Below are 21,717 nucleotides of genomic sequence, written 5' to 3' on the forward strand. Positions count from 1 at the left end.
GAAAAGTTATCGCTCAATCAGCAGCTCTCATTAGGCAGCATTTGCCCACGAATTTACAGTGGCTCCCACGAGGTTCCTGCGCAGGGCCGTTGGACAACAACAATGCGAGCCGAATCATGAGACTGATCCAATTCCTCACCGACCAGGGCTGCCGCCGGGTCGGCGTCGTCGAAGGCCAACAGGTCGAGACCCTGCGCGACTGCTCCAGCACCCGGGAACTGGCCCTGGCGGCGATCCGCGCCGGCCGCGGCCTGGTCGACGAGGTGCTGGCGCGCGGCAGCGAACCCTGCGCCGAGCCCTACGCCCAGCTGCTGGAAGCCGGCCGTGTACTGCCGCCGCTGGACCACGAGGACCCCGCCCACTGCCTGATCAGCGGCACCGGCCTGACCCACCTGGGCAGCGCCTCCACCCGCGACAAGATGCACCAGCAGAAGGACGAGGACGAAAGCGCCCTGACCGACACCATGCGCATCTTTCGCTGGGGCATCGAGGGCGGCCGCCCCGCGCCCGGTTCGGTGGGCGTACAGCCGGAATGGTTCTACAAGGGCGACGGCAGCATCGTGGTGCCGCCCGGCGGCGCCTTCCGCGTCCCGCACTTCGCCGAGGATGCCGGCGAGGAACCCGAGCTGACCGGCCTCTACGTGATCGGCGACGACGGCCAGCCGTACCGCCTGGGCTTCGCCCTGGGCAACGAGTTCTCCGACCATGTGATGGAACGCCGCAACTACCTGTACCTGGCGCACTCCAAGCTGCGCAGCTGCTCCTACGGGCCCGAGCTGCGGGTGGGCGAGCTGCCGCGCCACCTGGAAGGCAGCAGCCGTATCCTGCGCGACGGCCAGGTCGTCTGGGAGAAGGCCTTCCTCTCCGGCGAGGACAACATGTGCCACAGCCTGGAGAACCTGGAGTACCACCACTTCAAGTACGCCCAGTTCCTCCGCCCCGGCGACGTGCACGTGCACTTCTTCGGCACTGCCACGCTGTCCTTCGCCGACGGCGTCCGCACCCGGGCGGGCGACCGCTTCGAGATCAGCCTGGCCGAGTTCGGCGAGCCGCTGGTCAATGCCATCGAGCAGGTCGAGCCGGCGTTCGCCGCCGGCGGCGTCGTCCCGCTCTGAGCGACGCGCGGGGCCCCGGCCGGGCTCCGCCGCCGCGCTACGTCCACCCGCACGGCCATGGCCGCGCGGGTGCCCATAACAAACATAAGAAAGAGACGGCCATGAAAACCACCAACGCCCAGACGTTGTATGCCGATGTCGCTCCCGCCCGCGTGGCCCAGGCCACCACGGTGCGCTGGCGGATCTTCCTGCTCCTGCTGCTGCTCGCGGCGATCAACTACATCGACCGCGCCTCGCTGTCGGTGGCGCTGCCGCTGATCTCCCAGGAATTCAACCTGACCCCGGCCCTGGAAGGCCTGCTGCTCAGCTCGTTCTTCTGGTCCTACGCGCTGATGCAGATTCCCGCCGGCATGCTCCTGGACCGCTTCCAGGCGCGCAACATCGTCGGCATCGCCACCGTCGCCTGGGGCAGCTTCCAGGCCCTGGGCGCGGCCTCGCACAACTGGATCCTGCTGCTGGCCACGCGCATCGGCCTGGGCGTGGCCGAGTCGCCGATCATGCCGGCCGGGGCCAAGCTCAACGGCGCCTGGCTCACCCCCAACGAGCGCGGCCGCGGCGCCACCCTGGTGGACGGCGGCGCGCCGCTGGGCACCGCCCTGGGCGCGATCATCATCGCCGGGCTGATTTCCTGGTTCGGCTCCTGGCGCACCGCCTTCGTCATCGCCGGCATCGGCACCGTGGTGGTCGGCCTCTGGGCCTGGTGGTACATCCGCAACAACCCCGCCGAGCACCCGGGGGTGAACGAGGAGGAACTGCGGCACATCCGCGAGGCCAACGAGGCCGCCGCGCGCGAGCATGGCCACGGCCGCAGGGCGGTGCTGCGCGAGATGCTCCGCGACCGCTCGGTGCTGGCCATGATCTGCGGGTACATGTGCTACAACAGCGTGTTCTACGGCCTGATGACCTGGATGCCGAGCTACCTGCACCAGGCCCACGGCCTCGACATCAAGGCCATGGGCGGGGCGACCTTCCTGATCTTCATGTGCGGCTTCGTCGGCGAACTGGTCGGCGGCTGGCTGGCCGACAAGTGGAAGGCCGCCGGCGGCGCGCCGAACCGGGTGATGCGCAGCATGTTCGCCGGCTCGGCCATGATCGCCTCGCTGTGCATCCTGCTGGTGGCCTACACCGCCGATGCCGCCGGGGTCATCGCGCTGCTCTGCGTCGCACTCTTCTTCATCCGCTGGTGCGGCATGTACTGGTGCCTGCCGGCGATCCTCGGCGGCAAGTCACGCGCCGGCGTGCTGGGCGGCAGCATGAACTTCGGCGGCAACATGGTCGGGGTGATAGTGCCGATCCTCATCGGCCTGATCGTGCAGTTCACCGGCTCGTACTTCCTGGCCCTGATCTTCTTCGTCGTGATGGCCCTCGGCCTGGTGCTGTTCTCCAGCCTGATCGACTACCGTGAGCGCGGGCTGGCCTGAGCCGGCGCGCCGATGTGAGGTTGCTGTAATGGAACTGATAAGCAGAACCGGCGGGCAAGACACCGCCAACGCCGTGATCCGCCTGAACCCGCTGGACGACGTGCTGATCGCCCGCCTGGCCCTGCCCGCCGGCCTGGCGCTGGCGGGGGAGGGGCTGAAGGTGCGCGAGGCGATCCCCGCCGGGCACAAGGTCGCCACCCGGCGCATCGAGGCCGGCCAGCCGCTGCGCCGCTACGGCCAGATCATCGGCTTCGCCAGCCGGGCGATCGAGGCCGGCGAACACGTCCACGTGCACAACCTGGCCATGGGCGACTTCGCCCGCGACTATGCCTTCGGCGTCGATGCCGTGGCCGCCGCGCCCCTGCGCGAGGAAAGCTTCCTCGGCATCCGCCGAGCCGACGGTCGCGTCGCCACGCGCAACTACATCGGCATCCTTACCTCGGTGAACTGCTCGGCCACGGTGGCGCGGGCCATCGCCGACCACTTCCGCCGCGACATCAACCCCGCCGCACTGGCCGACTACCCCAACGTCGACGGCGTGGTGGCCCTGACCCATGGCGTGGGCTGCGCCGTCGACCCGGGCGGCGAGGCCCTGGCCATGCTGCGCCGGACCCTCGGCGGCTATGCGGTACACCCGAACTTCGCCGCGGTGCTGATGATCGGCCTGGGCTGCGAGACCAACCAGATCCCCGACCTGCTGGCGGCCCAGGGGTTGAGCAGCGGCGAGCAACTGCGCACCTTCACCATCCAGGACAGCGGCGGCACCTCGAAGACCGTGGCCAGCGGCATCGAGCAGGTGAAGAGCCTGCTGCCCATGGCCAACCGCGTGCAACGCGAGCCGGTCAGCGCGCGTTACCTGACCGTGGGCCTGCAGTGCGGCGGCTCCGACGGTTACTCGGGCATCACCGCCAACCCGGCGCTGGGCAACGCGGTGGACCGCCTGGTGGGCGCCGGCGGCAGCGCCATCCTCTCGGAAACCCCGGAGATCTACGGCGCCGAGCACCTGCTGACGCGCCGCGCGGTGAGCCGCGAAGTGGGCGAGAAGCTGATCGCCCGCATCCGCTGGTGGGAAGCCTACTGCGAGCGCATGGGCGCCGAGCTGAACAACAACCCCTCGGCCGGCAACAAGGCCGGGGGCCTGACCACCATTCTGGAGAAGTCCCTGGGGGCGGTGGCCAAGGCCGGTTCCAGCAACCTGGTGGACGTCTACGAATACGCCGAGCAGGTGCGCGCCCACGGCCTGGTGTTCATGGACACCCCCGGCTACGACCCGATCTCCGCCACCGGCCAGGTCGCCGGCGGCGCCAACCTGATCGCCTTCACCACCGGGCGTGGCTCGGCCTACGGCTGCGCGCCCTCGCCGTCGATCAAGCTGGCCACCAACTCGCGCCTGTGGGAGCGCCAGGAGGAGGACATGGACGTCAACTGCGGCGGCATCGCCGACGGCTCCACCAGCATCGAGGAACGCGGCGAGCACATCTTCCGCCTGATGCTGCGCATCGCCTCCGGCGAGCGCAGCAAGAGCGAACTGCACGGATACGGCCAGAACGAATTCGTGCCCTGGCAGATCGGCGCCATCACCTGATCCGCCACCCCTGGCGGGCGCCTATCCGCGCACGCCGGCCTTCCTTCCCAGCGGGGCCTTGGCGGCCCCACCCGCCGGCACGCCCGGCGGGCATCCGAACCCACAAGGCAAGGAGTCTTGCATGTCGCCGATACTCGGCCGCAACTTCATCGGCGGCGCCCGCAGCGGCGCCGGTTCCATCCACCTGCAGAGCCTCGACGCCAGCACCGGCGAGGCGCTGCCCTACAGCTTCCACCAGGCCACGCCGGCGGAGGTGGACGCCGCCGCGCTCGCCGCCGAAGCGGCGTTCCCGGCCTACCGCGCCTTGCCCGACGCACGCCGCGCCGAATTCCTCGAGGCCATCGCTGCCGAGCTGGATGCCCTGGGCGAGGCCTTCGTCGCCATCGTCTGCCGCGAGACCGCACTGCCCCCGGCGCGCATTCAGGGCGAGCGCGCCCGCACCAGCAACCAGCTGCGCCTGTTCGCCCAGGTGCTGCGCCGCGGCGACTACCATGGCGCGCGCATCGACCGGGCGCTGCCCCTGCGCCAGCCGCTGCCGCGCCCGGACCTGCGCCAGTGCCGCATCGGCGTGGGCCCGGTGGCGGTGTTCGGCGCCAGCAACTTCCCGCTGGCCTTCTCCACCGCCGGTGGCGACACCGCCGCCGCGCTGGCCGCGGGCTGCCCGGTGGTGTTCAAGGCCCACAGCGGGCACATGGCCACCGCCGACTGCGTGGCCGCGGCCATCGTCCGCGCGGCGGAGGCCACCGGCATGCCGGCCGGGGTGTTCAACATGATCTTCGGCGCCGGCGTCGGTGAGCAACTGGTCAAGCACCCGGCGATCCAGGCGGTCGGCTTCACCGGTTCGCTCAGGGGCGGCCGCGCCCTGTGCGACCTGGCCGCGGCGCGGCCGCAGCCGATCCCGGTGTTCGCCGAGATGAGCAGCATCAACCCGGTGCTGGTCCTGCCCGCGGCGCTGGCGGCGCGCGGCGAGCAGGTGGCCGCCGAGCTGGCCGCGTCGGTGGTGCTGGGCTGCGGGCAGTTCTGCACCAACCCCGGCCTGGTGATCGGCATCGCCTCGGCGGAATTCTCCGCCTTCGTCGCCAGCCTGGCCGGGCGCATGGCCGACCAGCCGGCGCAGACCATGCTCAACGCCGGTACCCTGCGCAGCTACGAACAGGGCCTGCAGCGCCTGCACGCGCACCCCGGCATCCGCCACCTGGCGGGCCAGGCCCAGGAGGGCAGGCAGGCCCGCGCCCAGTTGTTCCAGGCCGATGTCGAACTGCTGTTGCAAGGGGACGAGCTGTTGCAGGAGGAAGTCTTCGGGCCGACCACGGTGGTCGTCGAGGCGGCCGACGAGGCCGAGCTGCGCCGGGCCCTGGAAGGCCTGCGCGGGCAACTCACCGCCACCCTGCTCGCCGAGCCGGAAGACCTCTCGCGCTTCGCCGCCCTGGTGCCGTTGCTGGAACGCAAGGCCGGGCGCCTGCTGCTCAATGGCTACCCCACCGGCGTCGAGGTGTGCGACGCCATGGTCCACGGCGGCCCGTACCCGGCCACCTCGGATGCCCGCGGCACCTCCGTGGGCACCCTGGCCATCGACCGCTTCCTGCGCCCGGTGTGCTACCAGAACTACCCGGACGCGCTGCTCCCCCCCGCCCTCAAGGACGCCAACCCGCTGGGCATCGCCCGCCTGGTGGACGGCGCCGCCAGCCGCGAGCCCCTCTAGGGTTCGCCATGGCCTGCATCGCCCGCGCTGGCGGGCGATGTATCGGCTGTTTTACCCAGTCTTTACCAAGTGCTGACAACCAACGGCCGGCAGAACGGCGATGATAGGCACCATGAAAGGCGGGTGCTCGGGCGCCCGTGTCCGGAGGTGCAATCAATATGTCGTCACAAGCCGTGCTCAAGTCGATCGCCGCTGCCCTGGCGCTGAGCCTGTCGGCCGCCGCCGTGGCCGGGCCGCCCGGTTATGGTCCCGGCCCGGGGCATGGTTGGGGTCCGGGCCCCGGGCATGGCCATGGCCTGCCGGATTACGCGCGGTCGCTGTGGATCGGCAGTGCGCTCTACTTCGTGGCCGCGGGTACCTACTACCTGTGGAATGCCGATCGCCGCCAGTACGTGGTGGTGGAGCCGCCGCCGGCGGTGCAGCAGGCCCCGGCGGGCGTGAGCTACGACGTGATCGCCTACCCGGCGCGCGGGCAGACCCCCGACCAGCAGAGCCGCGACCGCTACGAGTGCCATACCTGGGCCGTGGGCCAGAGCGGCTTCGACCCGGCCGCGGCCAGCCAGGCGCCGGTACCCGGCGTGGCGGACACCTACCGGCGGGCGCTGGGCGCCTGCCTGAACGGGCGCGGCTACAGCATCAACTGAAACAACCGGCCCCCGGGCCGGACCGAACAGGCCGCTTCGCAGGCAATCGTGCGGTGAGTCCTTGGCAATCCCTCCCCGGGGCAAGGAGTCGGGTTACGCATGCTGCGAGGCGGCCTTCTTATTTGCGCTGGAAATGATGGTTCGCGAGCAAGCTCGCTCCTACGAAGAGCGGGTCCAAGGCCGTACCACCGGGACGTCTGGCGTGGCCGGTGAATCCAATCGCGGACGGAGTCCTACACCCGTGCTTCCCTGGAATGTAGGAGCAACTGTCTTTTGGGCTTTGTCGTTCGCGGGAGTGACTGGATCGAAATTCGCGTCTCCCATCTCGCCCCATTGTAGGAGCGGGCCCTGCCCGCGAATCGCGCGCAGGGCGCGCTCCTACAGGTGGGACAGCGGTGGCGGGGTAGGACTCTGTCCGCGATTCGGCGCATAACGCCCTAGGTTGCGCTGCGCGCGCTGAGGAAGGTGGCGAAGATGATCAGCGCGCCGCCGGCCAGCATGCGCAGGCTCGGCTGTTCGCCGAACAGCACGGCTGCGAAGGCGATGCCGTAGACCGGCTCCAGGGCGAAGATCACCGCCGCGGTGCGTGCCTTGATCAACTGCAGGCTGGCGACGAACAGGCTGTGCGCCACCCCCGTGCACAGCACCCCCAGCAGCACCAGCCACAGCCAGTCCAGCGCGCGCACCGCGGGCAGCTCGAACACGGCCAGCGGCGCCAGGCACAGGACGATGGTGAGGTTCTGGGCGAAGGCCGAGAGGATCGGGTCCAGCCCGCGCACGCTGGCGCGGTTGGCCAGCGACAGCAGGGCGAACAGCAGGCCCGAGGCGATGCCCCAGAACAGCCCGGCGGTGGCGCCCTGGCTGAAGTCCAGGTTCGGCGTCACCAGCACCAGGCCCAGGCACACCAGGCCCACCACCAGGTACTCGGCGCGGCGGATGCGCTCGCGGAACAGCAGCCCTTCCAGCAGCACGGTGAAGGCCGGGAAACTGGCGAAGCCGAGGGTGGCCACGGCGACGTTGCCCACCTTCACCGCCAGGAAGAAGGTCAGCCAGTGGGCGCACAGCAGCAGCCCGCTGCCGGCCAGTGCGGCGGCCTGGCGCAGGCCCGGCCGCGGTTGCGCGGCCAGGTGCCCGGCGAAGGCGCCGCCCAGGGCCAGCAGGCCGAACAGCGCGCGGCCGAAGACGATCACCAGCGGGGCGGCGAGGATGAGTTTGCCGAAGATGCCGCTCAGGCCGAACATCAGGGCGCCTACGTGCAGGCCCACCAGGGCCGAGCGGGGTGTCAGTCGGGGAACGCGCATTGCTTCTCTATCGTGGGTGCCGGGGAGCCAGTCGCCTGGCGGTGGAAGGCCTCAGGCCAGGCGCGCGCCGTTGGGCAGCGGCTTGTCGAAGCCGGCCAGCACCACCTTGTCGTCGCTGTCGTAGGCGCCGGTCACCAGCACCTTGGAACGCACCCCGGCGATGGACTTGGGGGCGAAGTTGCAGACACACAGGACCTGGCGCCCGAGCAGTTCCTCAATGGCGTAGTGCGCGGTGACCTGCGCGCTGGAGGTCTTCAGCCCCAACGGGCCGAGGTCGACCTGGAGAATGTACGCCGGCTTGCGCGCCTTCACGTTGGGTTCGGCGTGGACGATGGTGCCCACGCGCAGTTCGACGCGCTCGAAGTCCTGCCACTCGATGGTGTCTGCCGACATCGCTGATCTCCTTGATGATGGCGGCAGTCTAGGGCGTGGCGGGGCTTTTGTCTGTCGGCGGACTAGCGGGAATTGTCGCGCGCCTCGCGGCGGATCTGCCGCGGGGTGCTGCCGAACTGGCGGGCCAGGGCGGCGGTGAAGGCGCTCTGCGAGGCATAGCCGACCCGCGCGGCGATCTCGCCCACCGCCAGGTGCGTGCTGCCGAGCAGCTCGCGGCCCAGTTGCAGGCGGCGCTGGCGCACGTAGTCCATGGGCGTCTGCCCGGTCTCGGCGAGGAACCGGGCGTGGAAGCGCGCCGCCGACAGCCCGGCGATGCGCGCCAGGTCGGCGACCTGCAGCGGGTGCCCGGCGTGGCGGTCGATGTAGGCGTCCAGGCTGGCCAGCGGCAGCTGCGCCGGCGCCTCGGCGACGTGCATGCCGGCCAGGCTGGCGAGCAGCAGCAGGGCGCCCTGGCGGGCGATCACCGGGTCCTGCAGGGGGCTGGCGGCCAGCCAGTGCACCAGTTGCCCCTGGGCCGGGTTGAGGGCGAGGGCGGCGGGGCGTTCCAGCAGGCGGCGGATGCTCTCGGCGTGGTCGCCCAGGCCGCGCAGCAGCAGGTCTTCGTCCTCCAGGTCGAACACCAGGCACTGGCTGCCGCCGGGGGCGGCGCAGGCGTGGTGCGTGCCGCGCGGGACCACGGCGAAGCGCTGGCGGGTGACGCGGCTGCCCAGGCCGGCGACCTCGAACTCCAGGTCGCCGGACAGGCCGAGGACCAGCTGCGCGTGGTCGTGGCTGTGGGCGAGGTGTTCGTGGCTGTAGCGGCGCAGGGAGAGGATCTGGCTCATGGCGGGCTCCGGGGGCAGGCCCACAGTCTAGCGCGGCGCGGGCTGTCACGGGACTGTCGCGCGGCCGTCATGCGCGGGTCACCCCCTGGCCGGAGAATCGGCTAAACCCCGCCGGAGGCCGCCCATGACCAGCGCCCAACGCCTGATGCCGACCAAGAAACAACGGGTGCGCACCCTGTGGATATCCGACGTCCACCTGGGCACGCGCGACTGCCAGGCCGAGCACCTGGCGGGCTTCCTCAAGCGCTACCACGCCGAGCGCATCTACCTGGTGGGCGACATCATCGACGGCTGGAAGCTGCGCGGCGGCATCTACTGGCCGCAGGCGCACACCAACGTGATCCGCCGCCTGCTGACCATGAGCAAGCGCGGCACCGAGGTGATCTACGTCACCGGCAACCACGACGAGTTCCTGCGCCGCTATTCCACGCTGCTGCTGGGCAACATCCGCCTGGTCGACGAGATCGAGCACACCACCGCCGACGGCCGCCGCCTGTTGGTGATCCACGGCGACCAGTTCGACGTCATCACCCGCTACCACCGCTGGCTGGCGTTCCTCGGCGACTCCGCCTACGAGTTCACCCTGACCCTCAACCGCTGGCTGAACCACTGGCGCAGCCGCTACGGCTATGGCTACTGGTCGCTGTCGGCGTACCTGAAGCACAAGGTGAAGACCGCGGTGAACTTCATCAGCGACTTCGAGGAGGCGATCGCCCACGAAGTCCACAAGCGCGGGCTGAACGGCGTGGTCTGCGGGCATATCCACCATGCCGAGATTCGCCAGATCGGCGAGGTGGAGTACCTCAACTGCGGCGACTGGGTGGAGTCCTGCACGGCGCTGATCGAGCACTGGGACGGCAGCATCCAGCTCTACCGCCTGGCCGACGAGCAGCTCCAGCGCGCCAGCGAGGCCCTCGCCGTCGAGCCGGCGGCATGAGGCTGCTGATCGTCAGCGACGCCTGGGCGCCGCAGGTGAACGGCGTGGTGACCAGCCTGCGCGCGCTGGTGGCCGAGCTGCAAGCCATGGGGCACCAGGTGCGCCTGCTGTCGCCCGTGGAATTCCGCAGCCGGCCCTGCCCGAGCTACCCGGAAATCCCCCTGGCCTGGGACCTGTGGAAGGTCGGCCCGGCCATCGAGGCCTTCGCCCCGGACTGCGTGCACCTGGCCACCGAGGGCCCGCTGGGCTGGGCCGCGCGGCGCTGGCTGCTGCGCCGCGGGCTGGCCTTCACCACGGCGATCCACACGCGCTTCCCGGAATACCTGAACAACCGCTGGCCCTGGCTGCCGCTGTCCTTCGGCTATGCAATGCTGCGCCGCTTCCATGGGCCCAGCGCGGCGGTGCTGGTGAGCAGCGAGCGCATGCGCGGCGCCTTCGCCGACTGGGGCGTGCAGGGCCTGGCGTTGTGGCGCAAGGGCGTCGACACCACGCAGTTCCTGGCGGGCGCAGCGCCGGCCGTGGGGCCGGTGTTCCTCTATGTGGGGCGCCTGGCGCCGGAGAAGAACCTGGAGGCCTTCCTCGGCCTGGACCTGCCCGGCCTCAAGCGCGTGGTAGGTGACGGCCCGCTGCGCAGCGAACTGCAGGCACGTTATCCCCAGATGGAGTTCCTCGGCTACCGCCATGGCCAGGCGCTGGCCGAGGCCTATCGCGCGGCCAGCGTGCTGGTGTTCCCCTCGCGCACCGACACCCTCGGCCTGGTGATGTACGAGGCCCTGGCGTGCGGTACGCCGGTGGCCGCCTTCCCGGTGCCGGGCCCGCTGGACGTGCTGGAGGACGGCGTCACCGGCGCCATCGATATCGACCTGGGCAAGGCCTGCCGGCGCGCCCTGTTGCTGGACCGCCAGGCCTGCGCCGAGTGGGCCGCCGGGCAGTCCTGGCGGCTCTCGGCGCAGCAGTTCCTGGCCCTGCAGCGGCCGCTCGGCGAGCCGGGCGGGGTGGTCGAGGCCCTGGCCGACTGAGGCCTAGTGGAACAGGTCGCGGTCGCTGTCCAGGCTCTGGTCCACCAGCCACTTGCCGTGGGCGATGGAGGCGTGCTGCGCGGCGTCCAGGTCGGCGAGGAAGGCCATCTTCGTCGGCAGCGGCTGGCGCCGTGTGCTGCGTCCGTCCGGGGCGATGATCTGGCAGCCGCCGGCATAGGGCGTGGGCAGCCCCGGGTGCTCGAAGACGCGGGCGATGATGGTGTAGTCGCGATGGGTGCATTGCAGGGTTTGCATGGAATGGACCTCGCTGTCGGGCCAGGGGCGCCACCCGCGCCATTGCCGGCGCCAGGCGCCGCGCCGCTCTGGCGTGGCTGTCCCGCCGGGGGCGGGGCCTGTGCTTTCGCGTAACCCCACCTTAGAACAGCGGGCCGGGCGTGCAAGGACGGGGCGACGAAGGGCGTCGCGGCACTTTTCTTCCGTCGCGCCCGGCGCCAGACTGTCGGCATGCCTATCCACAGACTTTCCCGCCTCGGCGACCTCGCGCCCGGCCAGTGGGACGCCCTGCTGCCGGATGCCCAGCCATTCCTGCGCCACGCCTTCCTCACCAGCCTGGAGGACAGCGGCAGCGTCACCGCGCGCACTGGCTGGCGCCCGGCGCACCACGTGTTGCTCGACGACGCTGGGCGGCTGCGCGCGGCCCTGCCGGCCTACGTGAAGGCGCATTCCTACGGCGAATACGTGTTCGACTGGGGCTGGGCGGACGCCTGCCAGCGCGCCGGCATCCGCTACTACCCCAAGCTGCTGGTGGGCGTGCCCTTCTCGCCGGTGAGCGGCGCGCGCCTGCTCGGCACGGACGACGGCATCGCCGAACTGCTGGGCGTGCTGGCCGAGGGCACCGCGGAAGGCGTCTGGTCCGGCGTGCACGTGAACTTCACCGATGTTCGCGCCGACGGCCTGATCGCCGCGCAGGACGGCTGGCTGGAGCGCCTGGGCTGCCAGTACCACTGGTTCAACCGCAGCTACCGGGATTTCCAGGACTTCCTCGACGCCCTGGCCTCGCGCAAGCGCAAGCAACTGCGCAAGGAGCGCGAGCAGGTGGCCGGGCAGGGCATGGAGTTCCGCTGGATGGAAGGCCCCGAGCTGGCCGAGGCCGACTGGGACTTCGTCTACGCCTGCTACGCCAGCACCTACGAGGTGCGCGGCCAGGTGCCATACCTGATGCGGGAGTTCTTCAGCCTGCTGGCCGAGCGCATGGGCGCGATGATCCGCGTGGTCTTCGCCCGCCGTAACGGCCGGCCGGTGGCCATGGCTTTCAGCCTGGTGGACGGCGACACCCTCTACGGGCGCTACTGGGGGTGCCTGGCGGAGTACGACCGCCTGCACTTCGAGACCTGCTTCTACCAGGGCCTGGACTACGCGCTGGCCAACGGCCTGCGCCGCTTCGACGCCGGCGCCCAGGGCGAGCACAAGCTGGTCCGCGGCTTCGAGCCGGTGCTCACGCGCTCCTGGCACCAGCTCGGGCACCCGGGCCTGCGCGCCGCGGTGGCCGACTTCCTCGAACAGGAACGCGCCGGCATCCGCGCCTACGCCGAGGAGGCGAGGGCGGCGCTGCCCTATCGGCAGGCGTAGCTGGGGAAGTCGGGAAGAAGGTCGGCCCCCGGCCGCTACGACAGGCTCGCGGGGTGGCCAAGTCGGCCAGGGACCGAGACCGGGTGGGGGCTCAGACGTGGCTCGCCTGGCCGCCCCATTCGAGGAAGCGCACGCGGTGCGTCTCGCCGTCGTGGTCCTGGTACACCAGGTAGGCGGGGACCACGCCCACCCTGTGCGAGTTGTCGGTACGGTGCAGCACCTTGTCGATGTCCAGCGGCATGCCGTAGTGGTATTCGACCGTCGGAAGGTCGGCGCCCGGCTCCTTGATCGCGTCCTGGGCGAAGGCCATGGGAGCGAGGCTGGAAATCACCGCCGATACGACAGAAGCAATCTTCATTCTGGTGGTCCTCATAGCGAAGGGGATGAAGCCCCGCCCTGGAGCACTGGCATCCGATGTCTGGCCGCGGGTCCGGGGGCGGGCAGGGGGCGATGCGTCAGGCGTCCACCGCATGGCGGGGCGTGGAACAGATATGACCACCGAACCACCTCAGGCGAGAAATTGATGTGCTTGCTAATGATCATCGACCGGGGTGATGCGGCGACTTGTCGCAGGGTTCAGGGTCGAGGCTTAAGGCTTCATTAACGGACTGGCGGCGAATTCCCACAAATGTATGTGCCCTTGCCTACAGAAAGGCCAGGCAGGGCCTCTACGTAGGAGCGGACCTTGTCCGCGAAGGTGGTTCCAGCCAACTCGGGAACCTCGCCATGGACGACAAGTCCTCCTTCACCCGTACCTCCGGCCATCGCGCATTGCGCAAGGGCCGGGTATCGCTGCCGGGAGCGGTATACCTGGTCACCGCGACCACCTGCGAGCGACAAGCGCTTTCGGACATTTCGCGGGCGCCTGCGTGGTTGCGGCCACCTTCGAGAACCGTGCGTTACTCGGCACCAACAGCCTGCTCGCCTGGGTGTTGATGCCTGACCATGCGCATTGGCTGATCCAGCTCGGTGCCGGTGAACGCCTGGAGACGAGCATCGGTCGTCTGAAGGCCGTCAGTACCCGTAATTTCAATCGTCGATTAGGGCGCGAGGGGAAGGTATGGGCCCCCGCTTTCCATGATCGCGGTTTGCGCCGGGAAGAGGATTTACGCCGTGTGGCGCGTTATGTGGTGGCCAATCCAGTGAGGGCCGGATTGGTGTGGCGGGTGGGCGATTATCCGTTCTGGAATGCGGTCTGGTTGTAGCCAGGGATTAGATGCGTGGGGCGTGCTGTAGGAGCGGATCTCATCCGCGAAACGCGCCGATATGTCCGGCTATCGCGGACAAGGTCCGCTCCTACGGGGCGCGGGGGCCGTAGGGGCGGGATACCGCCCCCTCAGTCGACGCCCACGAACCCTCCGGTCTGGTGCCGCCACAGGCGGGCGTAGAGGCCGCCGTGTTCGATCAGCTCGGCGTGGCTGCCGCTTTCGACGATGCGTCCGTGTTCCAGCACCACCAGGCGGTCCATGCGGGCGATGGTGGAGAGGCGGTGGGCGATGGCGATCACCGTCTTGCCCTGCATCAGTGTCTCCAGGCTTTCCTGGATGGCCGATTCCACCTCCGAGTCCAGCGCCGAGGTGGCTTCGTCGAGGATCAGGATGGGCGCGTCCTTGAGCAGCACGCGGGCGATGGCGATGCGCTGGCGCTGGCCGCCGGAGAGCTTGACGCCGCGCTCGCCGACGTGGGCGTCCAGGCCTGTGCGGCCCTGGGCGTCGTACAGTTGTGGGATGAACTCGCTGGCGCGGGCCTTGTGGATCGCTTCCTGCACTTCCTCCTCGCTGGCGCCGGGGCGGCCGTAGAGCAGGTTGTCGCGGATCGAGCGGTGCAGCAGCGAGGTGTCCTGGGTGACCATGCCGATCTGCGCGCGCAGGCTCTCCTGGGTCACGTGGGCGATGTCCTGGCCGTCGATGAGGATGCGCCCGCCCTCGATGTCATACAGGCGCAGCAGCAGGTTGACCAGGGTCGACTTGCCGGCGCCGGAGGGGCCCACCAGGCCGATCTTCTCGCCCGGGCGCACCACCAGGTCGAGGCCCTGGATCAGGCCGCTGCCCTTGCCGTAGCTGAAGTCGACGTGGTCGAAGTTGACCTCGCCATGGTCCACCACCAGCGGCTTGGCGCCGGGCGCATCGACCACCTGGCGGGGGATGGCGATGGTCTGCATGCCGTCCTGCACCTGGCCGATGTTCTCGAAGATGCCGCCGACCACCCACATGATCCAGCCGGACATGTTGTTGATGCGGATCACCAGGCTGGTGGACAGGGCGATGGCGCCCACCGAGATCAGCTCCTGGCTCCACAGCCACAGGGCCAGGCCCGTGGTGCCGGCGATGAGGATGCCGTTCATGATGGTGATGCTGACGTCCATGGAGGTCACCACGCGCCCGGCGCGCTGGGCCTTGTGCGTCTGCTCGGCGATGGCCTCGCGGGCGTAGTCCTCTTCCTGGCGGGTGTGGGCGAACAGCTTGAGGGTGGTGATGTTGGTGTAGCCGTCGACGATGCGCCCCATCAGCTTGGAGCGCGAGTCCGAGGCGGCCACCGAGCGGCGCTTCACCTGCGGTACGAAGTAGGCGAGGGCGCCGACGTAGGCGATCACCCAGAGCACCAGCGGGATCATCAGCCGCCAGTCGGCCTCGGCGAACAGCACCAGGGCGCTGATGGTGTAGATCGCCACGTGCCAGAGCGCGTCCACCACCTGCACCGCCGAGTCGCGCAGCGAGTTGCCGGTCTGCATGATGCGCTGGGCGATGCGCCCGGCGAAGTCGTTCTGGAAGAAGCCCAGACTCTGCTTGAGCACGTAGCGGTGGTTCTGCCAGCGGATCAGGTTGGTCATGCTGGGGTTGATGCTCTGGTGCACCAGCATGTCGTGCAGGGCGTTGAACAGCGGGCGCAGCACCAGCGCCACCACGGCCATCCAGGCCAGTTCGTTGCCGTGCAGGCGGAAGAAGTCGGCCGGCGCGGTGTTCTGCGCCAGGTCGACGATGCGCCCCAGGTAGCTGAACAGTGCCACCTCGATCAGGGCGACGACCAGGCCGACCACCAGCAGGACCGAGAACACCGGCCAGACCTGGCGCAGGTAGTAGGTGTAGAAGCGCCAGACGTCGGCCGGCGGCATGCGCTCGGGGGCATCGCGGAAGGGGTCGATGAGCTTTTCGAAGCGGCGGTACATGATGTCTCTCGGTTGTCGCGGGCCCTTCCTGGGCCCGCCGTTTCAGGCCTCCGTCAGCGCGGGAATCGGGGATTCTCAGAGACGCTTGGCGGAGAGTATGACCACCGGCTCGGCGGGCACGTTCTGGTTCATGCCGCGGTTGGTGGTGGGCACCTTGGCGATCATGTCGACCACGCCCATGCCGCGCACGACCTTGCCGAACACGGCATAGCCGAAGTCGCGCTGGCCGTGGTCGAGGAAATCGTTGTCGGTCAGGTTGATGAAGAACTGGCTGGTGGCCGAGTCCACTTCGCTGGTACGCGCCATGGCCAGGGTGCCGCGGGCGTTGAGCAGGCCGTTGTCGGCCTCGTTCTTGATCGGCTCGCCGGTGTCCTTCTCCTGCATCTTCTCGGTGAAGCCGCCGGTCTGGACCATGAAGCCGGGGATCACGCGGTGGAAGATGGTGCCGTTGTAGAAGCCGCTGTCGACGTAGCCGAGGAAGTTCTTCACGCTGATCGGCGCCTTGGCGCTGTCGAGTTCGACCTCGATCTCGCCCAGGGTGGTGGACAGCAGCACGTGAGGTTTGGCCGGGTCGGCGGCGAGCGCCGAGGTGGCCAGGACGAGGGTACAGGCGGCGAGCAGGAAGCGTTTGAACAGGGTCATTTGGCGGATGTTTCCTGAGGTGTTTTAGGAATGGTCTACCTGCTCGAGGAAGTCGAGCAGGGTGCTGTTGAAGGCTTGCGGCTGGTCCAGCGGGGTGGCGTGGCGCGAGTCCTCGATCACCACCAGGCGCGCGTTGGGCAGGCGCTCCACGTAGGCCTGCTTGAGCGTCACCGGGGTGTAGTCGCGGTCGGCGCTGACCACCAGCGTCGGACAGGTTATGCGCCCGAGGCGCTCCTGCACACCCCAGCCGATGATGGCGTGCAGGCTGGAAAGGTAAGCGCGTTTGTCGTTCTGCGGCCAGCGCTCCCGGATCTTGCGTCGCAGGTCGGCCTGCTCCGGCTTGGGGAACAGCAGCTTGCCCAGGGCCTTGCCCACGGTGTCCAGCCCCAGCACGTGGGCCAGGAACAGCCGGCGCGCCACTTCCAGGTACTCGCGCGGGGTGCGCGGCTTCACTTCCGGGGCACTGTTGACGATGGTCAGGCTCTTGAGCAGTTCCGGCCGGCGGGTGGCCAGCTCGAAGCCGATCATCCCGCCCATGCTGATGCCCACCAGGTGCACCGGGGCCAGGCGCAGTTGCTCGATCAGTGCCGCCACGTCCGCGGCGAAGCCGGCGATGCTGTAGCGCTCCCGCGGCTTGTCGGACTGGCCGTGGCCGCGCACGTCGAGGGTGATCACCCGGTGCCGCTTGAGCAGCTCCGGCACCTGGTACTCCCAGTCGCGGCTGCTCGAGCCCAGGCCGTGGACCAGCAGCACGGGGGTGCCCTGGCCGCTGTCCTCGAAGTACAGGCGCTGGCCGTCGTGGTGCAGGTAGGGCATCGGCGGTTCTCCCGGTCAGGCGCTCGGCGGCGCGGCGAAGGGGGCGTCCAGGGGCACGTTGGCGAAGGTCTTGAGCAGCTCGACGAGGATCTGCGTGGCCGGGCCCAGGGGCTTTTCCTTGTTCGGGTAAAGATAGAAGCGGCTCTCGCGGGTGACGCCCTGGATCAGCGGCAGCGGCTTGAGCGAGCCGTCGCGCAGCTCGCGCTCGATCATGTGCCGCGGCAGCCAGGCGAAGCCCAGGCCGTTGCCGACGAAGGTGGCGGCGGTGGCCAGGCTGCCCACCGTCCAGCGCTGCTCGGCGCCCAGCCAGCCGACGTCGCGCGGCTGCAGGCGGCCGGAATCGCGGATCACCACCTGCATCTGGGTTTCCAGGTCCTGGTGCGTCAGCTCGCGTTGCAGGCGGTGCAACGGGTGGTCCGGATTGGCTACTGCGATGAATTCCACGGTGCACAGGTCGGCGCCCAGGTAGCCGGCGATGTTCAGGCCGCTGATGGCCAGGTCCGCGTGGCCCTGCTGCAGCGCCTCCTCGACGCCGGAAAGCACTTCCTCGCGCAGCAGCACGCGGCAGCCGCGGCTCTGCGGCACGAAGGCGGACAGCGCGCGGACCAGGCGCAGGGTGGGGTAGGCGGCATCCACCACCAGGCGCACTTCCGGTTCCCAGCCCTGCTCCATGTGGTGGGCCAGTTCCTCCAGCTGCCCGGCGCTCTTCACCAGTTGCCGCGAGCGCCGCAGCAGCACCTCGCCGGCCTCGGTGAGCACCGCCTTGCGGCCGTCGATGCGCAGCAGCGGCACGCCGAGCTGCTCCTGCATGCGCGCCACCGTATAGCTGATGGAGGACTGCGAGCGGTGCAGGGCCTCGGCGGCCTGGGCGAAGCCGCCGTGGTCGACCACCGCCTGCAGCGTTCGCCATTGATCCAGGGTAACGCGGGGCGCTTTCATCCTCGCCTCCTCTTGTCTAATCTGGCGCTCTGCCTGAACCGAGCGAGACCGCCACATGAAAAGAATCTGCTGTGCGTTGCTGCTGTCGCTGCCGTTGACCGCCCTGGCCTATCCGATCGAGGTGGAAAAGTCCCTCAACGGAACGGAGATCGACGTCCAGACCCAGGACATCGGCGACAGCATGGGCGCCGTGCTGCTGCAGAACTACGGCAAGCAGGACGTCGCCTGCACCGCGGTGTTCCAGAACGGCCCGGAGACGCCCAAGGTGCGCAAGACGGTGCTCGCCGCCGGCAAGAGCAGCAACCTCACCGCCAGCTTCGGCCGCGCCATCATCAAGCTGCGCATCAAGCTGACCTGCAAGCCGGCCTGAGGCCCCGGCACATGTCCTCCAGACTAGGAGCAGACAAGATACAAATCAACTAAATCGATATTTTGAAGCAATTATTTCTGCTTTTTTATCGATCTGCTCCGCCCTAAGCTGACCTCCATCGACGCAATCGACCGCTGGAGGTCAAGCCCATGTCCCGTGTCCTGGTCATCGAAAGCAGTGCCCGCCAACAAGGTTCGGTCTCCCGCCAGCTGACCGCCGAATTCATTGCCAACTGGCGCGCCGCCCACCCGGCCGACGAGATCCAGGTCCGCGACCTGGCCGTGGAACAGGTGCCGCACCTGGACGCCGACCTGCTGGGCGGCTGGATGAAGCCGGCCGAACAGCACAGCGCCGCCGAGCAGGCCGCGCTGCAGCGCTCCAACCTGCTCACCGAGGAGCTGCTGGCCGCCGACGTGCTGGTGCTGGCCGCGCCCATGTACAACTTCGCCATCCCCAGCACCCTGAAGTCCTGGCTGGACCACGTGCTGCGCGCCGGCGTCACCTTCAAGTACACCGAGACCGGCCCCCAGGGCCTGCTCGGCGGCAAGCGCGCCTACATCCTGACCAGCCGCGGCGGCGTCTACGCCGGCGGCCCGCTGGACCACCAGGAACCCTACCTGCGCCAGGCCCTGGCCTTCATCGGCATCCACGACGTCACCTTCGTCCACGCCGAGGGCCTGAACATGGGCGCCGAGTTCGCCGAGAAAGGCCTGGCCAGGGCCCGCGAGCAACTGGCCGCGGTGGCCTGACCGCCGCGCGGATTCCGGTTTTCCGCTTGCGCGCCCGTCGCTCCTGGGCGCGACGCCCGGTCGACGCACTTCCCCCCGCGAATGTCGACCGGGCTTTTTCTTTGCCGGGGTTCGCGAGCAAGCTCGCTCCTACGAAAAGCGCTGGGCTCCTGTAGGAGCGAGCTTGCTCGCGAATGAGGTTTTCCGTGATGACATGGGGCGCCGGCCCTGCCGGCGGGATCGCGGATGAATCCTAGCCACGTCGTTCCCATGTAGGAGCGCGCCCTGCGCGCGAATCGCGGGCAGGGCCCGCTCCTACAGGTTGACGCTGAACCTCCCGTTCATGCCGGACAGCACCCTGGCCCTTTCTTCGCCCCGGCAAAACCGCTATTTTCCACGCCCCTTTTCGGTGCGCCTGTCCGGTCATGCCTTACCTGCTTTTCGTAACCGTCCTCTGGGCGTTTTCCTTCAGCCTGATCGGCGAGTACCTCGCCGGCCAGGTCGACAGCTATTTCGCCGTGCTCACCCGGGTGCTGCTGGCCGGCGCGGTGTTCCTGCCGCTGACCCGCTGGCGCGGGGTGGCGCCGCGCTTCATCGGCGGGGTGATGCTGGTCGGCGCGCTGCAGTTCGGCATCACCTACGTCTGCCTGTACCAGAGCTTCCGCGTGCTGACGGTGCCCGAGGTACTGCTGTTCACCGTGCTCACGCCGTTGCACGTGGCGCTGATCGACGACGCCCTGAACCGCCGCTTCAACCCCTGGGCGCTGCTGGCCGCGGCGGTGGCCGTGCTGGGCGCGGCGATCATCCGCTACGACGGCGTCAGCGGCGACTTCATCGAGGGCTTCCTGCTGCTGCAGCTGGCCAACGCCACCTTCGCCGCCGGCCAGGTGCTGTACAAGCACCTGGTGGCGCGCTACCCGTCGGACATCCCGCAGTACCGGCGCTTCGGCTACTTCTTCGTCGGCGCGCTGCTGGTCGCGCTGCCCGGCTGGCTGCTGCTGGGCAACCCGGCCAAGCTGCCGACCACCGAGGTGCAGTGGCTGGTGCTGCTGTTCATGGGCCTGCTGGCCACCGCCCTGGGGCAGTTCTGGTGGAACAAGGGCGCTACCCTGGTGGACGGCGGCACCCTGGCGGTGATGAACAACCTGCACGTGCCGGTGGGGCTGCTGATCAACCTGCTGATCTGGAACGAGCACGCCGACCTGGCCCGCCTGGCCCTGGGCGGCGCGGTGATAGTGGCCTCGCTCGGGGTGAACCGCCTGGGGCTGGCGCGGAGGGCCGTGGCATGAACATCTCCGGTCGCGGCGTGGCCCTGTCCCTGGCCGCCTCGGTACTCTTCGTCACCCTGCCGGGCTACCTGCGCTGGCTGGCGCCGCTGGACAGCATCCAGATCGTGGCGCACCGGGTGGTCTGGTCGATCCCCATGGTCCTGCTGCTGGTGGCCTTCACCGGCCAGGGCGAGGTGCTGCGCGCGGCCGGCCGGCGCCTGCTGCGCGAGCGCTGGCTGCTGCTGTGCTTCCCGCTGAGCGCGGCGATGATGCTGGTGCAGTGGGGCGTGTTCATCTACGCGCCCATGGTCGGCCAGACCCTGCAGCTGTCCCTGGGCTACTTCCTGCTGCCGCTGACCATGGTGCTTTGCGGCCGGCTGTTCTATGGCGAGCGCCTGACGCCGCTGCAGGGCATCGCCGTGGCCTGCGCGCTGGTCGGCGTGCTCCACGAGCTGTGGCTGACCCGCGCTTTCTCCTGGTTCAGCCTGATCACCGCCCTGGGTTATCCACCGTATTTCATGCTGCGCCGGCGCATGGGCGTGGACGCGCTGTCCGGCTTCGTCTTCGAGATGCTGGTGCTGCTGCCCTTCGCCCTGTGGACCATCTGGCACTTCGGCGACCGCCAGGTGTTCGCCGAAACGCCGCGCCTGTGGGCGCTGCTGCCGATGCTCGGGCTGATCAGCGCCCTGGCCTTCGCCGCCATGATGGCGTCCAGCCGGCTGCTGCCCATGGGGCTGTTCGGCATCCTCAGCTACGTCGAGCCGATGCTGTTGTTCCTGCTGGCGGTGCTGTTCCTCGGCGAGGCGTTCCAGCCGCAGCAGTTGTGGACCTACGGGCCGATCTGGCTGGCCATCCTGCTCACCGGCTGGGACAGCGCGCGGCTGCTGCGCAAGCAGGCGCGGCGTGAGCGGCGGGGTGAGTAGGGTGGATAATCGTTCGCGGTTATCCGCTCTACATATCGTCATTCCCGTGAACGCGGGAACCAAAAAAAGATGTCGGGTTTGGGTGTAACGCGCCGCTCCGAGTGTTCGGATGTTTCTCGTTTCGCCCCCTCGGGCGAGTCACTTTTGTCAGTCGGTGGAAGGCCACCCCCGCAAAAAGTAACCAAAAAGGCTTGCCCCGGCATACGGGCCCGATGAAGCCGGGCTACCCTCACGAACTCCCCCGCCACGGAGGCCCGCCCCGACAGCACGTCCCTGTGCTGATCGGGGCTCTCGCGACATCCATGTCGCATGACCTCCTGAGCGCCGGTTTCGC

General features: G+C 69.2%; 21 protein-coding genes and 1 pseudogene. 13 read left to right on the forward strand and 9 right to left on the reverse strand.

Annotated features, from left to right (window positions below; all coding sequences use genetic code 11):
- Positions 1 to 116: 116 nt before the first annotated feature.
- The 5 genes from araD1 (at position 117) to VV867_RS10085 (ending at position 6,467) form a co-directional block, all read left to right on the forward strand.
- The gene (araD1, locus tag VV867_RS10065; RefSeq protein WP_328566268.1) at positions 117 to 1,115 is read left to right on the forward strand and encodes an AraD1 family protein; all 999 of its coding nucleotides are present in this window, start codon (positions 117 to 119) and stop codon (positions 1,113 to 1,115) included.
- A 101-nt stretch (positions 1,116 to 1,216) separates the two neighbouring features.
- A complete protein-coding gene (locus VV867_RS10070) occupies positions 1,217 to 2,536 on the forward strand; it encodes an MFS transporter (RefSeq protein WP_109934409.1) in 1,320 nt (439 codons plus the stop codon).
- A 28-nt stretch (positions 2,537 to 2,564) separates the two neighbouring features.
- Positions 2,565 to 4,121, forward strand: coding sequence for a UxaA family hydrolase (locus VV867_RS10075; RefSeq protein ID WP_328566269.1), 1,557 nt, complete (start codon positions 2,565 to 2,567; stop codon positions 4,119 to 4,121).
- A gap of 121 nt (positions 4,122 to 4,242) precedes the next feature.
- Complete coding sequence (locus VV867_RS10080; RefSeq protein ID WP_328566270.1) at positions 4,243 to 5,823, forward strand: aldehyde dehydrogenase (NADP(+)); 1,581 nt, start codon at positions 4,243 to 4,245, stop codon at positions 5,821 to 5,823.
- A 158-nt stretch (positions 5,824 to 5,981) separates the two neighbouring features.
- Complete coding sequence (locus VV867_RS10085) at positions 5,982 to 6,467, forward strand: hypothetical protein (protein WP_109934406.1); 486 nt, start codon at positions 5,982 to 5,984, stop codon at positions 6,465 to 6,467.
- Positions 6,468 to 6,904: 437 nt separating this feature from the next.
- Here the strand turns inward: VV867_RS10085 and VV867_RS10090 are convergent, their stop codons facing one another.
- The 3 genes from VV867_RS10090 to VV867_RS10100 all read right to left on the reverse strand — a co-directional run bounded on the left by VV867_RS10090 (position 6,905) and on the right by VV867_RS10100 (position 8,985).
- Positions 6,905 to 7,768 (reverse strand): DMT family transporter, encoded by an 864-nt coding sequence (locus tag VV867_RS10090; RefSeq protein WP_244161012.1) that lies wholly within the window; start codon positions 7,766 to 7,768, stop codon positions 6,905 to 6,907.
- Between the two features lie 51 nt (positions 7,769 to 7,819).
- The gene (locus VV867_RS10095; RefSeq protein ID WP_328566271.1) at positions 7,820 to 8,161 is read right to left on the reverse strand and encodes a tRNA-binding protein; all 342 of its coding nucleotides are present in this window, start codon (positions 8,159 to 8,161) and stop codon (positions 7,820 to 7,822) included.
- Positions 8,162 to 8,223: 62 nt separating this feature from the next.
- Positions 8,224 to 8,985 carry a helix-turn-helix transcriptional regulator gene (locus tag VV867_RS10100; RefSeq protein ID WP_089393023.1) on the reverse strand — a complete coding sequence of 254 codons (762 nt, stop codon included), beginning with the start codon at positions 8,983 to 8,985 and terminating at the stop codon, positions 8,224 to 8,226.
- Positions 8,986 to 9,109: 124 nt separating this feature from the next.
- Between VV867_RS10100 and VV867_RS10105 the strand changes: the two genes are divergently transcribed.
- Together VV867_RS10105 and VV867_RS10110 are read left to right on the forward strand one after the other, a co-directional pair.
- Positions 9,110 to 9,922: a UDP-2,3-diacylglucosamine diphosphatase gene (locus VV867_RS10105; protein ID WP_328566272.1), complete on the forward strand. Its 813-nt coding sequence runs from the start codon at positions 9,110 to 9,112 to the stop codon at positions 9,920 to 9,922.
- Complete coding sequence (locus VV867_RS10110; RefSeq protein WP_328566273.1) at positions 9,919 to 10,941, forward strand: glycosyltransferase family 4 protein; 1,023 nt, start codon at positions 9,919 to 9,921, stop codon at positions 10,939 to 10,941. Before VV867_RS10105 ends, VV867_RS10110 begins: the two co-directional genes overlap by 4 nt.
- A 3-nt stretch (positions 10,942 to 10,944) precedes the next feature.
- Here the strand turns inward: VV867_RS10110 and VV867_RS10115 are convergent, their stop codons facing one another.
- On the reverse strand, positions 10,945 to 11,196 hold the full coding sequence (locus tag VV867_RS10115) for a hypothetical protein (RefSeq protein ID WP_009620418.1): 252 nt from the start codon (positions 11,194 to 11,196) through the stop codon (positions 10,945 to 10,947).
- Between the two features lie 210 nt (positions 11,197 to 11,406).
- On the opposite strand from VV867_RS10115, the gene VV867_RS10120 reads away from it, so the two are divergent.
- Positions 11,407 to 12,531: a GNAT family N-acetyltransferase gene (locus VV867_RS10120; RefSeq protein WP_328566274.1), complete on the forward strand. Its 1,125-nt coding sequence runs from the start codon at positions 11,407 to 11,409 to the stop codon at positions 12,529 to 12,531.
- Positions 12,532 to 12,622: 91 nt separating this feature from the next.
- Here VV867_RS10120 and VV867_RS10125 read toward each other — a convergent pair whose 3' ends face one another.
- Positions 12,623 to 12,889, reverse strand: coding sequence for a DUF2790 domain-containing protein (locus VV867_RS10125; RefSeq protein WP_089393019.1), 267 nt, complete (start codon positions 12,887 to 12,889; stop codon positions 12,623 to 12,625).
- A 368-nt stretch (positions 12,890 to 13,257) separates the two neighbouring features.
- On the opposite strand from VV867_RS10125, the pseudogene VV867_RS10130 reads away from it, so the two are divergent.
- Positions 13,258 to 13,736 (forward strand): annotated as a pseudogene (locus VV867_RS10130) (REP-associated tyrosine transposase).
- Positions 13,737 to 13,867: 131 nt separating this feature from the next.
- On the opposite strand, the gene VV867_RS10135 reads toward VV867_RS10130, so the two are convergent.
- From VV867_RS10135 to VV867_RS10150, 4 genes are all read right to left on the reverse strand, one after another.
- On the reverse strand, positions 13,868 to 15,700 hold the full coding sequence (locus tag VV867_RS10135; protein WP_328566278.1) for an ABC transporter ATP-binding protein: 1,833 nt from the start codon (positions 15,698 to 15,700) through the stop codon (positions 13,868 to 13,870).
- Positions 15,701 to 15,772: 72 nt separating this feature from the next.
- Entirely contained in the window at positions 15,773 to 16,333 is a 561-nt protein-coding gene (locus VV867_RS10140) for a peptidylprolyl isomerase (RefSeq protein WP_275630430.1), read from the reverse strand.
- Between the two features lie 30 nt (positions 16,334 to 16,363).
- Entirely contained in the window at positions 16,364 to 17,155 is a 792-nt protein-coding gene (locus VV867_RS10145; RefSeq protein ID WP_089393016.1) for an alpha/beta fold hydrolase, read from the reverse strand.
- 15 nt (positions 17,156 to 17,170) lie between these two features.
- A complete protein-coding gene (locus VV867_RS10150; protein WP_109934399.1) occupies positions 17,171 to 18,094 on the reverse strand; it encodes a LysR family transcriptional regulator in 924 nt (307 codons plus the stop codon).
- Between the two features lie 55 nt (positions 18,095 to 18,149).
- Here VV867_RS10150 and VV867_RS10155 point away from each other — a divergent pair, with 55 nt between their 5' ends.
- The 4 genes from VV867_RS10155 to rarD all read left to right on the forward strand — a co-directional run bounded on the left by VV867_RS10155 (position 18,150) and on the right by rarD (position 21,383).
- On the forward strand, positions 18,150 to 18,464 hold the full coding sequence (locus tag VV867_RS10155) for a 3-phosphoglycerate kinase (RefSeq protein ID WP_109934398.1): 315 nt from the start codon (positions 18,150 to 18,152) through the stop codon (positions 18,462 to 18,464).
- Positions 18,465 to 18,613: 149 nt separating this feature from the next.
- A complete protein-coding gene (locus VV867_RS10160; RefSeq protein ID WP_109934397.1) occupies positions 18,614 to 19,213 on the forward strand; it encodes an FMN-dependent NADH-azoreductase in 600 nt (199 codons plus the stop codon).
- A gap of 404 nt (positions 19,214 to 19,617) precedes the next feature.
- Positions 19,618 to 20,481 (forward strand): carboxylate/amino acid/amine transporter, encoded by an 864-nt coding sequence (locus VV867_RS10165; protein ID WP_109934396.1) that lies wholly within the window; start codon positions 19,618 to 19,620, stop codon positions 20,479 to 20,481.
- Positions 20,478 to 21,383: an EamA family transporter RarD gene (rarD, locus tag VV867_RS10170; RefSeq protein WP_109934395.1), complete on the forward strand. Its 906-nt coding sequence runs from the start codon at positions 20,478 to 20,480 to the stop codon at positions 21,381 to 21,383. The genes VV867_RS10165 and rarD overlap by 4 nt, the downstream gene beginning before the upstream one ends.
- Positions 21,384 to 21,717 lie beyond the last annotated feature (334 nt).

The organism is Pseudomonas sp. JH-2 (assembly GCF_036231725.1).
Taxonomy (GTDB): domain Bacteria; phylum Pseudomonadota; class Gammaproteobacteria; order Pseudomonadales; family Pseudomonadaceae; genus Pseudomonas; species Pseudomonas delhiensis.

What these genes read in the sequence shown, in the direction of transcription:
- VV867_RS10080 (WP_328566270.1), top strand. Translation starts at nt 4,243, where the DNA reads ATGTCGCCGATACTCGGCCGCAACTTCATCGGCGGCGCCCGCAGCGGC.
- VV867_RS10085 (WP_109934406.1), top strand. Translation starts at nt 5,982, where the DNA reads ATGTCGTCACAAGCCGTGCTCAAGTCGATCGCCGCTGCCCTGGCGCTG.
- VV867_RS10075 (WP_328566269.1), top strand. Translation starts at nt 2,565, where the DNA reads ATGGAACTGATAAGCAGAACCGGCGGGCAAGACACCGCCAACGCCGTG.
- rarD (WP_109934395.1), top strand. Translation starts at nt 20,478, where the DNA reads ATGAACATCTCCGGTCGCGGCGTGGCCCTGTCCCTGGCCGCCTCGGTA.
- VV867_RS10070 (WP_109934409.1), top strand. Translation starts at nt 1,217, where the DNA reads ATGAAAACCACCAACGCCCAGACGTTGTATGCCGATGTCGCTCCCGCC.
- VV867_RS10125 (WP_089393019.1), bottom strand. Translation starts at nt 12,889, where the DNA reads ATGAAGATTGCTTCTGTCGTATCGGCGGTGATTTCCAGCCTCGCTCCC.
- VV867_RS10145 (WP_089393016.1), bottom strand. Translation starts at nt 17,155, where the DNA reads ATGCCCTACCTGCACCACGACGGCCAGCGCCTGTACTTCGAGGACAGC.
- araD1 (WP_328566268.1), top strand. Translation starts at nt 117, where the DNA reads ATGAGACTGATCCAATTCCTCACCGACCAGGGCTGCCGCCGGGTCGGC.
- VV867_RS10165 (WP_109934396.1), top strand. Translation starts at nt 19,618, where the DNA reads ATGCCTTACCTGCTTTTCGTAACCGTCCTCTGGGCGTTTTCCTTCAGC.
- VV867_RS10105 (WP_328566272.1), top strand. Translation starts at nt 9,110, where the DNA reads ATGACCAGCGCCCAACGCCTGATGCCGACCAAGAAACAACGGGTGCGC.
- VV867_RS10095 (WP_328566271.1), bottom strand. Translation starts at nt 8,161, where the DNA reads ATGTCGGCAGACACCATCGAGTGGCAGGACTTCGAGCGCGTCGAACTG.
- VV867_RS10090 (WP_244161012.1), bottom strand. Translation starts at nt 7,768, where the DNA reads ATGCGCGTTCCCCGACTGACACCCCGCTCGGCCCTGGTGGGCCTGCAC.
- VV867_RS10100 (WP_089393023.1), bottom strand. Translation starts at nt 8,985, where the DNA reads ATGAGCCAGATCCTCTCCCTGCGCCGCTACAGCCACGAACACCTCGCC.
- VV867_RS10120 (WP_328566274.1), top strand. Translation starts at nt 11,407, where the DNA reads ATGCCTATCCACAGACTTTCCCGCCTCGGCGACCTCGCGCCCGGCCAG.
- VV867_RS10115 (WP_009620418.1), bottom strand. Translation starts at nt 11,196, where the DNA reads ATGCAAACCCTGCAATGCACCCATCGCGACTACACCATCATCGCCCGC.
- VV867_RS10160 (WP_109934397.1), top strand. Translation starts at nt 18,614, where the DNA reads ATGTCCCGTGTCCTGGTCATCGAAAGCAGTGCCCGCCAACAAGGTTCG.
- VV867_RS10110 (WP_328566273.1), top strand. Translation starts at nt 9,919, where the DNA reads ATGAGGCTGCTGATCGTCAGCGACGCCTGGGCGCCGCAGGTGAACGGC.
- VV867_RS10155 (WP_109934398.1), top strand. Translation starts at nt 18,150, where the DNA reads ATGAAAAGAATCTGCTGTGCGTTGCTGCTGTCGCTGCCGTTGACCGCC.
- VV867_RS10150 (WP_109934399.1), bottom strand. Translation starts at nt 18,094, where the DNA reads ATGAAAGCGCCCCGCGTTACCCTGGATCAATGGCGAACGCTGCAGGCG.